Source organism: Actinomycetota bacterium (assembly GCA_019347575.1).
GTDB lineage: Bacteria > Actinomycetota > Nitriliruptoria > Nitriliruptorales > Nitriliruptoraceae > JAHWKY01.
The window spans coordinates 150,095-164,155 of record JAHWKY010000003.1; the positions used below are offsets into that span (position 1 = coordinate 150,095).

The 14,061-nt window shown below is 69.6% G+C and carries 14 protein-coding genes; 9 read left to right on the forward strand and 5 right to left on the reverse strand.

All coding sequences use genetic code 11. The features are described 5' to 3' along the window. The first annotated feature begins 105 nt into the window (after positions 1-105). Positions 106-1,764 carry a DUF5060 domain-containing protein gene (locus KY469_02920; GenBank protein MBW3662027.1) on the forward strand — a complete coding sequence of 553 codons (1,659 nt, stop codon included), beginning with the start codon at positions 106-108 and terminating at the stop codon, positions 1,762-1,764. A 112-nt stretch (positions 1,765-1,876) separates the two neighbouring features. After that, entirely contained in the window at positions 1,877-2,623 is a 747-nt protein-coding gene (locus tag KY469_02925; protein MBW3662028.1) for a hypothetical protein, read from the forward strand. 350 nt (positions 2,624-2,973) lie between these two features. Here the strand turns inward: KY469_02925 and KY469_02930 are convergent, their stop codons facing one another. Next, entirely contained in the window at positions 2,974-3,594 is a 621-nt protein-coding gene (locus KY469_02930) for a site-specific integrase (protein ID MBW3662029.1), read from the reverse strand. A gap of 223 nt (positions 3,595-3,817) precedes the next feature. Then, positions 3,818-5,071 carry an MFS transporter gene (locus KY469_02935; protein ID MBW3662030.1) on the reverse strand — a complete coding sequence of 418 codons (1,254 nt, stop codon included), beginning with the start codon at positions 5,069-5,071 and terminating at the stop codon, positions 3,818-3,820. 177 nt (positions 5,072-5,248) lie between these two features. Here KY469_02935 and KY469_02940 point away from each other — a divergent pair, with 177 nt between their 5' ends. After that, positions 5,249-6,469 carry an acetyl-CoA C-acetyltransferase gene (locus KY469_02940; GenBank protein ID MBW3662031.1) on the forward strand — a complete coding sequence of 407 codons (1,221 nt, stop codon included), beginning with the start codon at positions 5,249-5,251 and terminating at the stop codon, positions 6,467-6,469. A gap of 1 nt (position 6,470) precedes the next feature. After that, a complete protein-coding gene (locus KY469_02945; protein ID MBW3662032.1) occupies positions 6,471-6,863 on the forward strand; it encodes a hypothetical protein in 393 nt (130 codons plus the stop codon). On the opposite strand, the gene KY469_02950 is transcribed toward KY469_02945, so the two are convergent. Beyond that, positions 6,860-7,546 (reverse strand): response regulator transcription factor, encoded by a 687-nt coding sequence (locus tag KY469_02950; GenBank protein MBW3662033.1) that lies wholly within the window; start codon positions 7,544-7,546, stop codon positions 6,860-6,862. The two genes, KY469_02945 and KY469_02950, sit on opposite strands and share 4 nt — an antisense overlap. 220 nt (positions 7,547-7,766) lie before the next feature. Between KY469_02950 and KY469_02955 the strand changes: the two genes are divergently transcribed. After that, the gene (locus KY469_02955) at positions 7,767-9,416 is read left to right on the forward strand and encodes a hypothetical protein (GenBank protein MBW3662034.1); all 1,650 of its coding nucleotides are present in this window, start codon (positions 7,767-7,769) and stop codon (positions 9,414-9,416) included. Here the strand turns inward: KY469_02955 and KY469_02960 are convergent. After that, positions 9,388-9,849 (reverse strand): transcription elongation factor GreA, encoded by a 462-nt coding sequence (locus tag KY469_02960; GenBank protein ID MBW3662035.1) that lies wholly within the window; start codon positions 9,847-9,849, stop codon positions 9,388-9,390. The two genes, KY469_02955 and KY469_02960, sit on opposite strands and share 29 nt — an antisense overlap. A 179-nt stretch (positions 9,850-10,028) precedes the next feature. On the opposite strand from KY469_02960, the gene KY469_02965 reads away from it, so the two are divergent. From KY469_02965 to KY469_02975, 3 genes are all read left to right on the forward strand, one after another. Then, on the forward strand, positions 10,029-10,427 hold the full coding sequence (locus KY469_02965) for a hypothetical protein (GenBank protein MBW3662036.1): 399 nt from the start codon (positions 10,029-10,031) through the stop codon (positions 10,425-10,427). A gap of 46 nt (positions 10,428-10,473) precedes the next feature. Further along, entirely contained in the window at positions 10,474-11,253 is a 780-nt protein-coding gene (locus tag KY469_02970; protein ID MBW3662037.1) for an isoprenyl transferase, read from the forward strand. Between the two features lie 84 nt (positions 11,254-11,337). Next, a complete protein-coding gene (locus KY469_02975; GenBank protein ID MBW3662038.1) occupies positions 11,338-12,711 on the forward strand; it encodes a PhoH family protein in 1,374 nt (457 codons plus the stop codon). 17 nt (positions 12,712-12,728) lie between these two features. Here the strand turns inward: KY469_02975 and KY469_02980 are convergent, their stop codons facing one another. After that, positions 12,729-13,529, reverse strand: coding sequence for a helix-turn-helix transcriptional regulator (locus KY469_02980; protein MBW3662039.1), 801 nt, complete (start codon positions 13,527-13,529; stop codon positions 12,729-12,731). 139 nt (positions 13,530-13,668) lie between these two features. Here KY469_02980 and KY469_02985 point away from each other — a divergent pair, with 139 nt between their 5' ends. Then, positions 13,669-14,058: a PaaI family thioesterase gene (locus KY469_02985; protein ID MBW3662040.1), complete on the forward strand. Its 390-nt coding sequence runs from the start codon at positions 13,669-13,671 to the stop codon at positions 14,056-14,058. The last annotated feature ends 3 nt before the right edge of the window (positions 14,059-14,061 follow it).

The following is a 14,061-nucleotide window of genomic DNA, read 5'->3' on the forward strand; positions in this document are numbered from 1 at the left end:
GACTCCCGTCCGCACCGCGCTGCCCGGTGTGACGCCGGCAAGACGGACGCGGCGACGCCGACCGTGGAGGTCACCGGTGAGCTGAAGAGGTGGCACCGTGTCACCTTGAGTTTCGCCGGACCGTCGTCAACCGAACAGGCAGAGCCCAACCCGTTCCTGGACTACCGCCTCGAGGTCCGCTTCGAGTCACCCTCGGGCAGGTCGATCACGGTCCCCGGCTTCTTCGCCGCCGACGGTCACGCCGCACAGACCAGCGCGGAGGCTGGCAACGTCTGGCGTGCGCACCTCACACCCTGGGAGCGCGGGAGGTGGCACTGGCAGGCATCCTTCCGGACCGGCAAGGGTGTGGCCATCGGCCTGACCGGCGGCAGGCCGCTGTGCTTCGACGGCGCTGAGGGGTCCTTCGTGGTCGCTCGATCGGACAAGTCGGGGCGCGACTTCCGCGGCAAGGGTCTGCTGGCCTACGCGGGCGAGCGATACCTGCGCTTCGCCGGCACCGGAGAACGGTTCCTCAAGGGTGGGGCCGGCAGCCCGGAGAACTTCCTCGCCTACGCGGACTTCGACGGCACGACCGGCACCCACCGGTACCAGCCACACGAGCGCGACTGGAAGCCCGGCGACCCGCAGTGGAAGGGACGCAAGGGTCGAGGGATCATCGGTGTCGTGAACTACCTGGCGAGCAAGGGCGCCAACTCGCAGTACTTCCTCACCATGAACGTCGCAGGCGACGGCAACGACGTGTGGCCGTGGACCGCACCCACCGAGTTCACCCGGTTCGACGTGAGCAAGCTGGACCAGTGGGAGATCCTGTTCTCACACATGACCGCACGCGGTGTCCAGCTCCACGTGTTCCTGCAGGAGCTGGAGAACGTGCACCTGCTCGACGGAGGGGAGACCGGCGTCCACCGGAAGCTCTACCTGCGCGAGCTCGTCGCCCGGTTCGCCCACCATCCGGTCCTGCAGTGGAACATCGGCGAGGAGAACAACGAACTGACCGATGCGCAGCGCAAGGCCATGGCCGACTACCTCCGCGCCGTCGACCCGTACGACCACCCCCAAGTCGTCCACACGTTCCCGGGCAGCCAGGACACCATCTACCGGCCGCTGCTCGGTCATCCGTCGTTCGATGGGGCGTCGATCCAGGCACGGGACTGGAACGAGCCGCATCCCGTCACGATCAAGTGGATCGACGCATCGGCACGGGCCGGTCGACCGTGGGCGGTCTCCATCGACGAGTGCTGCTTCGGCGTGCACGGAGCGCTGCCCGACCGTGTCGATCCCACCGATCACCACCTTCCCCGCAGCCGGACCCTCTGGGGCAACCTCGTAGCCGGCGGTGCCGGAGCGGAGCACTACTTCCCCGGAGGGATGCCGGAAGGCGATCTCACGTTGGAGGACTTCCGCACCCGAGACCGACTGTGGGACCAGACGCGGTACGCCCTCGAGTTCTTCCAACGGCACCTGCCGTTCTGGGACATGGCCCATGCCGACCATCTGGCGATCAACCGGAACGACGCCTGGGTCCTCGCATCCCCAGGCGAGATCTACGCCGTCTACCTACCGGAGGGCGGCACCACCGTTCTCGACACCGAACCATCCGCCGCGGAACACCTCGACGTGCTCTGGTACGACCCGCGCAACGGCGGCCAACTGCGACCAGGATCGGTCGCCCCTGTCGCCGTCGGCGACCGGCTCTGGCTGGGTGTCCCTCCCGACGAACCACAGCGTGACTGGGTCGCCCTGGTCCGCCGTGCAGGAGGATGACGCGATCCATGGGGCCTCATCGGAGCAGTACCACGGCAGGCGGCGGCCCGGCGGAGGTCGGTCGTTGGGCGCTGGTCATGATCGGAGGTCGGTCAGTATGAGGAGTCGACTCATGGTCTCGGCAACGGCCGCAGCGGTGCTGTCCATCGTGGCGCTGGCACCGCCTTCACACGCCGGCCAGCAGCAGTCGGTCGAGACGTTCGCCGGCCGGTCACACGGGTGCGCCGGAACGGGGCTGGTCCCAATCGTCAACGAATCGAACGCGTTCACGTCGCCGGTCATCGCCTTCCACGGTTGTCGAGAGCGTCCACCAGGCATCACCGGTGCTGCCGCGACGAGCCACCGCTGGTCTCCTGAGGGCGAGGTCGCGGTCGACGTCTCCGCCGAACGCGGATCGCAGATCGCGTCCGCGGTCGCGAACGCCACAGCCACCGTCGTCGCCACCGTCGACATCCCGGTCACGTCGGCTCGCATCGAGGTACGCGCGCCCTACGAGGTCATCGACGTCTCTCGCACCCCAGGAGTCTTCGCCGCACGCGTACCGTTCCCCGCATCGGTCTGGGTCTACCCCGAACACGATCAGGCCACCGCGTACGGTGGTGTCCGCGCCGGCGGGCCGAGTTGCGCCGACGGATCCCCGGTCGCATCGAGCCGTTCGCTCTTCTTCAACGACCTCACGCCGCCGACCAAGGGTGAGTTCACCACGGAGCTCTACTGCCCGGGCGGCGCACGCATCACGAGCGGCCGGGCGTGGGTCCAGCTCTACGTCCACGCAGAAGCGCGTTCAGCGAACGGAACGGCGCAACACGCCCAGGCATCCGCCCAACTCGTCCGCGTCACCTTCAGAACGTTCAGATAAGCGGCAGGGCGGCCCGCGCGGCCTTCCTGGCCGGTCGGCCGTGAACGAGGACCGTTACCGACGCGTCGAGCAGCGTCTCGTTCGGCTACCTCGTGTTCTTGTGGGGCGAGCAGGGCCCGTTCGCCCCGTCTGAGATCCCCGACTTCGAGGCACGCATCCCCCCCAACTGCATACGGTTCTTGCTGAGGGCTACGCCGCCTGACTCGGAGCCGAGACTTCCTCGAGCGCGTCTGACTCGCGAAGCCATGTGGACCACCCCCGCGTTCGTACACACGACCGTCTCGGAGTTCGTCGTCGAACGCGCCAACGTGACGCGACGACGAACCGGCGTTTACGTGCACCTCGGAGCGTTATTGAGCGTTTCCGTTCTGTCCGTTGGGTGACGTCTCGCCGAGTCGGCGAGCGAGGCGGTCGACCGCCTCCGCTTGCTGGCCGGGCAGCACGGCGGCGTAGCGCCGAGCGGTGAACGCCTCGTTCGCATGACCCAGCCGACGCGATACGACATGCAGAGCTTCACCTTGCTGCAGCAGTAGCGTCGCATGGGTATCACGCCGACCGTGCGGCGAGAGGTGCGGCAGGCCACTGACACGCACGAGACGGCGGAACCGACTTCCTACGCCGTCCCGGTGGAGTGGCTCGTCGGTGCCCGGGACGAGGAAGACGTAGTCACCCGGAGCGTTGCGTCTCTCGATGTCGTGCAGCTCGACGAGCTGCTTCATCGTGTCGGCGTCGAGATCGGCGGTCCGCCGTCCTCGCTGGGTCTTCGGAGTGCCGGTGCTGACGCGCCCCTCCACGCCTTTCGAGCGCGTGCGTCGTACGATGCGGTTGCGGCTCCAGTCGACGTCGCGCCACCGGAGACCGAGCGCCTCGCCGATGCGCAGCCCGCTCGTCGCCAGCAGTCGCCACAGTGCGAGAAGAGCTCGTCGTCCCCAGCGACGTCGAGGAACGTCGACAGCTCGTCGGCCGTCCACGCATCGGGGTCGCCAGGTCGGAGAGCCGGTGGGCGCCGTCGGCGACGTTGCGCACTACGAGCTGGCGACCGACCGCCCACTCGAGAGCCGAGTGCACGACGAGGTGCACCGAGTGGACAGACGACGGCGACAGGCCTCCCCGACCACGCACGCGACCTGATGTCGCCAGCGTCCGGTAGAGGCGTTGCACGTCGGCGCGCGTGAGTTGCTGGACGGGAACAAGCTAGAGGGGGCCCTGGGCGACCGGGGCGGCGTCGTCGGCGTGGAGCGGTTCGACCTGCACCAGCCGTTCGGGGCGCCCCGCCGCGTCCACCCTCCCGGCAGGCACCCAGGCGAGCAGCGCGAGCAGCGATAGCGCCAAGCCGCCACCGGCCAGCACCGGCTGGACGCCGAACGCGGTGGCGAGGGCCGGCGCGAACGCTAGTGGGAGCATCTCGCCGACCTGGTGGTGCACGTTCAGGGCGCCCATGACGCGCCCGATGAACCGCGGCTCGGTGTAGACCTGTAGCAACGTGCGGATGACCGGGAACAGCGCCCCGAGCACCCCGCCCCACAACAGCGCCCCGGCGATCACGACACGGAGGTCGTCGGTCCCGGCGTACAGCGCTGCTCCGAAGCCGCTCAGCACGGTGATGACGACCATCGCGCGCGTGCTCGTCCACCGTCCTGCCATGCGTTCGACGGTCACGGTGCCAGCGAGGAGACCGATCCCGAACACACCGTTGACCCAGCCGATCGCCTCGGGTCCCGTCTGGAGCACCTCGCGGAAGAACAGCGGCTCGAGCGCGCCGAACGCCCCGAACGACACGAACGTGGCCATGCCGAGCAAGAGCACCAGGCGGATCGATGGGTGGCCGTAGGCGTAGACGAGTCCGTCGCGGAGCTGACGCAGACCGGGACCGCGCTCGCGATCCGCGGACCGGCGCAGGTGGATGCCCCAGATGATCCCGAGCGCCACCACCGACGTCGCGGCATCCAGGACGAAGACCCACGAGACGCTCCAGAACTTCACGATCACGCCGCCGAGCGCGGGGCCGGCGATGAACGCCGCGGTGCCGGCGCCCTCGATCGTGGCGTTGATGCGAGCGAGATCGTCGGGGTCGTCGGTGAGGAACGGAGGCATCGAGTCGACGGCGGTGACGACGAGGGCGTGCGCCAGCCACGCCGTGGGTGCGAGCACCGCCAGCGACGTCATCGACTGCGCGGGGATGATCGCGAGTACGGCAGGGACGAAGGCCACCTCGCCCAAGAGGAGCACGCGGCGCGGGTCGAGCCGGTCGACGAGAACGCCTGCGATGAGCGAACCGATCAGCGACGCGACACCGAGGGCGAACATGAGCAGCGCGAGCTCGCCTGCGGTGGCTTGCAGGTCGTAGGCAGCCTTGCCCCACATACCCACGAAGAAACCGGCCCATCCTCCGAGACGGCTGATGAGGCGTGCGAGCGCGAGACGTCGCACGTTGGGATCGGCGAGCACGGCGGCCCTCGTGGTTGCGCTGGGACGTGAGTCCGGGATGTTGCCACCGCCGGCCGGCGGTGTCGTCATCGACCCGGATGGAGCGCGCTGAGCGGTCAGGGGTCGGCTACGGGCGCGAGGACCGAGGGGAGTAGCCTGTGGTGTCTACGCCTCGCCGACCCGCGATCGGAGCCCCTCATGCCCGAAGCCGTCATCGTCGCCACCGCCCGCAGCCCCATCGGCCGCGCTTTCAAGGGCTCCATGACCGAGCTGCGCCCCGATGACCTCGCGACCACCATCATCCGGGCCGCGCTCGACAAGGTCCCCGAGCTCGATCCTCACCTGATCGAGGACATCCACCTCGGTTGTGGCCTGCCGGGTGGTGAGCAGGGGTTCAACATGGCCCGTGTCGTGGCGACCATGCTCGGACTCGACGAGGTGCCGGGAACGACCCTCACCCGCTACTGCGCGTCGTCGTTGCAGACGACGCGGATGGCGTTCCACGCCATCAAGGCCGGAGAGGGCGACGTCTTCGTCTCGGCGGGCATCGAGATGGTGAGCCGCTACGTGAAGGGGAACTCCGACAGTCTGCCGGACACGAAGAACCCCAGGTTCGCGGAGGCCGAGGCGCGCACCGAGGAGCGATCCCAGGAGGGCGCCGACCACTGGATGAACCCACGCGAGCTCAAGCAGCTGCCCGACATCTACATCCCGATGGGTCAGACCGCCGAGAACGTGGCACAGATCAAGGCGGTCTCGCGTGAGGCGCAGGACGACTTCGCGTTCGAGAGCCAGATGCGGTACGGCAAGGCCCAGGCCAACGGCTTCTGGGAGCGCGAGATCACGCCGGTGGAGCTCCCGAACGGCGAGACGATGAGCCAGGACGACTCACCGCGCCCGAGCACCACGCGTGACAAGATGTCCGAGCTGCAACCGGTGTTCCGCCCCGACGGCACGGTCACCGCCGGCAACGCGTGCCCGCTCAACGACGGCGCCGCCGCAGTCATCGTGATGAGCGACACGAAGGCTGCTGAACTCGGCATCACGCCGTTGGCGCGCATCGTGTCCTCCGGAGTGTCCGCCATCAGCCCCGAGATCATGGGTCTCGGTCCGGTCGCGGCGTCGCGACAGGCGCTCGACCGCGCCAGCATGACCATCGGCGACATCGACCTGGTCGAGATCAACGAGGCATTCGCGGCCCAGGTGATCCCCTCGGCGAACGACCTCGGCGTCGACTTCGACAAGCTGAACGTGCACGGGGGCGCGATCGCGGTGGGCCACCCCTTCGGCATGACCGGCGCGCGCATCACCGGGACGTTGCTCAACGGACTCGACTTCACCGACAAGACCATCGGCCTCGAGACCATGTGCGTCGGCGGTGGTCAGGGGATGGCGATGATCTTCGAACGCCTCAGCTGACGTGCCGGGTCGGCCCGACGATCCGACGGTCCGCCTCGAACGGTGGGATGGACCGGTCGCGTCGGACGACCCCGACGCCAACTTCAAGCGTGAGGTGGCCGCCTACAGCCAGCAGGACCCCCTGTTCACCCTGAGGAACATGGCGCGCAACCTCGACCTGCCGGTCGGGGCGCTGGCCCGGTACGTGCTGGCGAAGTGGGCCGCGGCCGGGAGCGAGGCACTGCTCGAACTCGGCCCGTCGGTCGTCGATCGCATGAGCGCGGCGATCGCGCAGGCCGAGGAGGCGGGCAGCGAGGCAGCGCGACTGGAGGCGTACGAACAGCTCCGTCAGGTCATCTCGTGGCTGCGCATCCCGCTCGATGACCCCGACGTCAACCCTGCCGGTGGTGCTTAGCGGATCAGGTTGAGCCGGAAGCCGCGGGCGACCGCACCGGTCCGGTCGGGAACGTCGAGCTTCGCCAGCAGGTTCTGCACGTGCGTCTTGACCGTCCTGGCGGACAGGTCGAGCCGCTTGGCGATCCCCTGGTTGGTCAGGCCCTCGGCGAGGAGCTGGAGAACCTCGAGCTCGCGCGGTGTCAGCACCGAAGCCGGCGCCTCCGCCCCCGTCGCGGGACGCCACGAACCTGCCAGCTGCATCGCGACCTGGGGCGACACGACCCGCTCACCGGCCGCGGTGCGGGCGACGGCGTCACGGATGTCCTCTTCGGTGGCTGTCGTCAGGAGGAAGCTGTCCACCCCGGCGATCACCGCCTCGCGCAGGTCGATCACGGTCGAGCCGTCGGCCAGGACGAGTACCCGCAGATCTTCGGAGAGCGCCTTCGCGGTGGCGATGGCGTGGAACGGATCGGGGTCGTTCTCCCGCACGGCGACGATGAGCACGTCGGGGCGGTGGCGCTCCACCGCGGCGACGGCGTCGCTGATGGCCACACCCTCGGTCAGGTCGATGTGCTCGCTGCCGGAGAGGATGGCACGGATGCCGGCGTGGATCAGGGGACGATCGTCGGCCGCCAGGACGGTCGTGACGATGGCGGCCTGGGCCACGCGCTGGAACCGTTCCGGCTGTGCCTCTGTCGCCACGTGGTCCTCCGATCGGGCGGTCGGCCCAGCCGCCGGCGGGGGCGGGGAGACCGGTGCTGCGATGGTGGCCCGCCACGCGGTCGCGACCTACGACCCAGGAGGACGGTTTCGGTGGCCTCACGCTGGCCACTTCGAACTAGTACTAGTACGAGCGACGCTACTTCCGCGTCGTCGACGGATGGGGTGGCACCCTACGCACGTCCCGGCTGGAGGTGTTGGCGTGAGCGGCAAGGACGGACCCGACCTGGAACTCGACGTCAGCGATGTGCTGGCCGAGATCGGGGCGGAGGAGGCAGTCGCGCGTCTGGAGGCCCGGGTCGCCGACCTCGAGCAGGACCTCGAACGCGCCGGCACCAGGAACGAGGAGGCCGAGCGGGCCCGTGCGGGCGAACTCGAGGTCATGCGCGCCCGCGTCGACGACGCGCTCGAGCTCGTGCGCGAGACCATCGAGGACCACAGCTCCATGTGGCGACGGATCGAGGAGCGCCTGGACGAGGCCGCCGACGCGACACGGGAGTCGGTCGGTTCGGCGCTCACAACGGTCCGTGACGACCTCTCCCCCAAGCTCGATCGCGCGACCGCCGAGCTCGACACGACCGTCGCCCGCATCACCGGACAGATCCAGGCCGCACGTGACGACCTCGAGGGTCGTGTGACGACGATCGAAGGCGTCGTCGCGGAGGCCAGGACCTCGCTCCAGGACACGGTCGAGGAGCTGCGCGCCGAGCAGGTCGATCGGGACGAGACGCTCGACTCGGCGCTCACCGAGGTCGCGGCGCGCGCCGACGGGCGGCTCGCCGAACTCGAGACCAGCTTCGGGAAGCGGCACGACGACCTGGCGACGAGGATCGACGCGCTGCGTCGTGAGCTCGATGGTGCGGCGGGCGAGCTCCGCGCATCGATGAACCTCAAGGCCCAGGAGGCCACCGAGAGCGTCGAGACGTTGCGCCACGAACTGGAGGAGACCTACGAGCGGCACGACGTGGCCGCGGCGGAGCTCGAACGACGGTGGATCGAGGGGACACGCGAGATCGCACGACTGGTCGAGGACCACGCGGCCGCCGCGCGTGAAGCGGTCCGCGAGGAGCGCGTCTCACGCGAGGAAGCCGTCCACGCAGCGGTCATGAAGACCGACGACCTCGCGACCCGGGTCACCGAGCTCGACGGGCGGATCGCCAGCGAGTCGGCGCGCTCGAAGGGGCCGATCGAGGAGCTCCGCAACCGTGCCGACGAGCTCACCAAGCGTCTCGAGGCGACCCAGTCGCGCCTCACGACGCTGGCGGAGGAACTCGGCAGCGGCATCACCGATCGCGTCGCGACCGTGACGGCCGAGGTCGTCGCGCTGCGTGAGGCCATCGCGCCTCACGAACAGACCGCGGCCGGTCTCGCCCACCTGCACGGACGGGTCCGTGAGCTCGCCGCCCGCATCGATGCCATGGACCACCCCGTCACGCCCGGTGTCGACGACACGCGCGTCGCAGCGATCGAGGACAAGCTCGGTGCGATCCGTCGTGACCTGGCGACCCTCGCCGGAGGCGTCGGTGCCGCCGTGGAGCAGACCCAAGGCGTTGGGGCGCGACTGGCCGAGCTGCAGGAGTCGGTCCGGGCCCAGGGCGCGCTGACGATCGAGGTGCGTGAGCTGACCGCGCGCACCTCCGAACTCGCTGCGCGTCTCGACGAGACCGACAAGCTGGCCCGGGCCGCCGGTCAGGCCATCGCGAGCGCCGTACGACGGGCGCGAGCATCGCAGCCCCGGGTGCCCCCGGTCCGACCTCTGCCGGAAGGCGCGCCCAGCGTCGCCGCCGCGGAACGGCCGCTGCTGTTCAGGCCGGAGCCGCCACCTACGGGCGGCGCAGATCCTTCACCGTGATGTCGAGTCCTCCGCCGGGCGTCTCGGCTTTCACGGAGTCGCCGGGCTTCGCGCCGAGGACCGCCTTGCCGATCGGCGAGGACGTCGACAGCACCTCGTACTCGTCGTGGCTGTCCTCGCGGCTGCCGACGAAGTAGGTCTCCTCGTCGCCCTCGACGAGCAGGGTAACGATCAGCCCCGCGGCGACCTCGTCGGCCGGTGGGGTCTCGCCGATCCGCGCGTCACGGAGCAGCTCCTCGAGCTGGCGGATGCGGGCCTCCATCCGGCCCTGCTCCTCCTTCGCGGAGTGGTACTCGGCGTTCTCCTTGAGGTCGCCGTGGGCGCGAGCCTCCTCGATCGCCGCCGTGATCGAGCTGCGGCCCTGCGTCTTCAACTCAGCCAGCTCGGCCTGCAGACGGTCGTAGGCCTCCTGGGTCAGCCACGTCTCGGCCACGGCGGGACTCCTGCTCGGGTGGGGATGAGGGTGAGGATGCGTCGCGGTGCTTCGCAGTGCGCGATGCGTCGGTCGGAACGTGGAGGCTACCCGCCGGGGCCAGCGGAGACCGAGCCGCGCGGCTGCGCGCGACTACCTTGTGGGGTTGCGGGGGTCTGCGTCGCGGATCGGAGGGTGCGGTGGGTGAACGGCAGCTGCGACGGTTCCTGGGCCTGTCCGCCATCGCCTACGCCATCGGTGCTGCGCTCTTCGCCGCCCGCCCCGACGGCACCGCGCGCGACCTCGGGCTGGTCGGTGGCAGCCCCCCCGAACCCGCACGGCTGTGGAACGCTCTGAGCGTCGCCTACATGGCGACCATCGCGACCACAGCGGCCGTGGCGGCACGCGATCCGCTGCGCCACTCCTCGGCGTTGCCCGCGCTCGTCACCGCGAAGGTGACCAGCAGCGCCATGCTCGCGGACCAGTACCGACGGACCCGCAGCCGCGGGTACCTCGTCGGCGTCGCCACCGATCTGCCGCTCGCGCTCGTCACCGCCGCGCTGTACTGGAAGGCGCGGCGCGAACGCTCCCTTCGCTGACCGTCCGACACGAACCGACCGGCCGGGACGAGGTTACGATCGGTCCATGGCCACCCGCGACCTCGTCTACCGCCTCTACGAGCGCCAGCTCGAGCGTGAGATCCGCAGCGACGAGCTGCCGCGCCACATCGGCGTGATCCTGGACGGCAACCGCCGCTACGCCCGTCAGATGGGGATGCTCGACCCGGCACTGGGCCACGCTGCGGGAGCGGTCAAGATCGACGAGTTCCTGGACTGGTGCTGGGAGCTGAACATCCCCTACGTCACGCTGTGGCTGCTGAGCACCGAGAACCTCGACCGTGACAGCCAGGAGATCGCGGCGCTGCTCGGGATCATCGAGGACACGGTGACCCGCATCGCGGCACACCCCAAGACCCACGAACGCAGCCTGCGCGTGACCGCGGTCGGGGCGCTCGACCTGCTCCCGGACTCGACGAGGCGCGCGCTCAAGGACGCCGAGGAAGCCACCAGCGACCATGACCGCTTCTTCCTCCAGTTCGCGGTCGGCTACGGCGGCCGCCAGGAGATCACCGACGCCCTCCGCAGCCTGCTCGATGCCAAGGCCCGCGCCGGTGCCACCATCGACGAGATCATCCAGACCCTGCAGCCCGAGGACATCGGCGACCACCTCTACACCACCGGCTTCCCCGATCCCGACCTGATCATCCGCACGTCGGGGGAGGTACGGCTCTCGGGGTTCCTGCTGTGGCAGAGCGCGCACAGCGAGTACTACTTCTGCGACCCGTACTGGCCCGAGTTCCGGCGCATCGACTTCCTCCGCGCGCTGCGGGACTACCAGCGGCGGCACCGACGCTTCGGCCGCTGATCGGCCTCCGTGCCGGGTGCTCGGAGCGCGTCGGCACCCCCGGTACCGTGAGGCTCGCGGCTGGCACGGACCGGAGACGACCGCTTGCTCGAGCTGGGGAACGGACGCGAGCCATCCACGACCACCACCCCGGCAGATCCGCCAACACCCCAGACCGCGGTCCTGTACGTCCTCGACACGTGTGTGCTGCTCGCTGATCCCGGGGCGCTCTACCGCTTCGCCGAGCACGACGTCGTGGTCCCGCTCGTCGTCGTCGAGGAACTGGACAAGCAGAAGACCCGTGCCGACGAGGTCGGCGCCAACGCGCGCCAGGCGGTCCGACTGCTCGAGGAGCTGCGCGTCGCCAACGAAGGCACACTCGCGGAACCCGTAGCGCTCCCCGAGGGAGGACGGCTGTGGGTCGAGACCAACCACGTCGATGGTGAGTTGCCTCCGTACCTCGATCCACGCCATCCCGACCACCGCATCCTCTCCACGGCCATGGGGATCGGCGCCACGCTCGTCACCAAGGACGTGGCGCTCAGACTGAAGGCGGCGCAGCTCGGCGTGGCCGCTCAGGACTACCGCGGCGACACCGTCCGCGTCAGCGAGGCCTACGAGGGCGTGAGCGAGCTCGAGGTCTCGGGCGCCGACCTCGACACGTTCCACCGCGAGAGCCAGGTCACCCTCACCGCGGGAGACAACCTCGTCAACGAGTGCCTCGTCATGCACGCCGGTCCGTCGGCTGGCGGACTCGGACGCGTCACCGACACCGACCCCGTGCGGATCGCGAAGGTCGGCCACCGCAGCGCCTTCGGGGTGCATCCACGCGATGCCCGGCAGACGCTCGCGCTCGATCTGCTGCTGGACCCCTCGGTGTCGTGCGTCTCGCTCATGGGCATGGCGGGGACGGGCAAGACCTTCCTCGCCCTGGCTGCCGGGCTCGAGCAGGTGCTCGAGCAGGACCGCTACCGGCGGCTGTCGGTCTACCGCCCGCTGGTCGCCGTCGGGCGCCAGGAGGTCGGCTACCTCCCCGGCGACCTCGACGAGAAGCTCGCCCCCTGGATGGCGGCCGTGTACGACAACCTCTACGGGCTGTTCCGGCGCGACAGCCGCGGCAGCTGGAACGGCCACCGCAGCGTCACGCAGGCGGTCCAGGGGCTCGTCGATCGCAACCAGCTCGAGATGGCCGCCATCACCTACCTGCGGGGACGCTCGATCACCGACGAGTACGTCATCGTCGACGAGGCGCAGAACCTCGAGCTGTCGACCCTCAAGGTGATCCTCACGCGCATCGGCGAGGGCAGCAAGCTGGTGTTCTGCGGCGACCTCAGCCAGGTCGACAACCCCTACATCTCACCACACGGCGGTCTCGCCGCCATGATCGAGCGCATGAAGGGCCGTGAGCTGTTCGGCCACATCACGCTCGAGAAGGGCCAGCGCAGCCCCCTCGCCGAGCTCGCCGCCCGCTACCTCTGACGCCCCGATCGTCACGATCAGGCGGCGCCGTCGCTGGCGACCGCGAGGTCGTTGAGGCGTCGCGCGGTGGCGGCGTCGGCGGGGAAGAAGGTCTCGAGCGCGAGCTCGTCCACGGTCACGTCGACCGGCGTACCGAACGTGGCGATCGTGGTGAACAGCGATAGCTCGCCACGCGGGTGGCGCAGGCGCACGGGCACCACGACGCCGGGGTGCTCCAACGACGGACGCGGGAGTTCACGGACGGTCGCGTAGCTCTCAACTTCCTCCAGCAGCGCCGCGAGCTCGGGATCGGCTGACACGGTCGTGTCGTGGCGGAGCCGCTCCAGGAGGTGGTGGGCGAACTCGGCGAAGTTCACGACGCGCGGGGCGAGACCCTCAGGATGCAGGCTGATGCGGTAGACGTTGGGCGGTGATCCCATCACCTCAGGGGCGATCCCGGCGGCGAGCAACGCTGCCGCTTGGTTCATCGACACGATGTTCCAGTACCGGTCCACCGCAAGTGCCGGGTAGGGCTCGTGACCGCTGAGGACGAGCTCGATCGCGGAGCGAACGGCCTTCATCTCGGGCGCGTCCAGCGGCGTCCTCCCGTAGACCGCTGCGAACCCGGCGGCGGTCAGCAGGACGTTGCGCTCGCGCAGTGGGATCTGCAGGTGCTCGGTCAGTGCCAGCACCATGTCCCGGCTTGGCTTCGACCGTCCCGTCTCGAGGAAGCTCAGGTGTCGCGTCGAGACCCCGGAGTGTGCGGACAGGTCGAGCTGGGTCAGCTTCCGGCGTTCCCGCCAGGTCCGCAGCAGCTCGCCGAAGGTCGTGTCGTCCATACCCCAACGGTAACCCCACGCGTGCAAGCAGGACATGACCTCGGAGGTAATCGACCGCGCGCACGTCTCCGGGCAACGTGTCGGACGACCGCTCGAGGAGGCACCGATGACACCGACCGCTGAGATGACCGGAACCGACGTGATGCGCGAGTTCCTGCCGAACAGCCCGTTCGTGGGACACGTCGGGATCGAGCTGGAACGCCTCGAGGACGGGCACGCCCGGCTCAGGCTGCCCTTCCGCGACGAGGTGGTCACGATCGGACGGGTCGTCCACGGGGGCGCGATCGCGACGCTGATCGACACGGCCGCCATGGCCGCCGCGTGGGCCGGGGCCGAGGTCCCGGAGCAGTTACGTGGCGCCACAGTCGCGCTGTCGATCACCTACCTCGCCCCGGCCGATGGCCAGGACGTGATCGCCACCGCGCAGGTCCTCCGGCGCGGTCGGCGGCTCGTCAACGTTCAGGTCGAGGTCGCCACTGTGGACGGCGACACGGTCGCCGTCGGCACCGTCACCTACCAGCTCGGATGAGAG

Excerpts from the sequence above, each read along its gene's own strand:
- KY469_02925 (MBW3662028.1), top strand. The coding sequence starts at position 1,877 with ATGGTCTCGGCAACGGCCGCAGCGGTGCTGTCCATCGTGGCGCTGGCA.
- KY469_02940 (MBW3662031.1), top strand. The coding sequence starts at position 5,249 with ATGCCCGAAGCCGTCATCGTCGCCACCGCCCGCAGCCCCATCGGCCGC.
- KY469_02970 (MBW3662037.1), top strand. The coding sequence starts at position 10,474 with ATGGCCACCCGCGACCTCGTCTACCGCCTCTACGAGCGCCAGCTCGAG.
- KY469_02980 (MBW3662039.1), bottom strand. The coding sequence starts at position 13,529 with ATGGACGACACGACCTTCGGCGAGCTGCTGCGGACCTGGCGGGAACGC.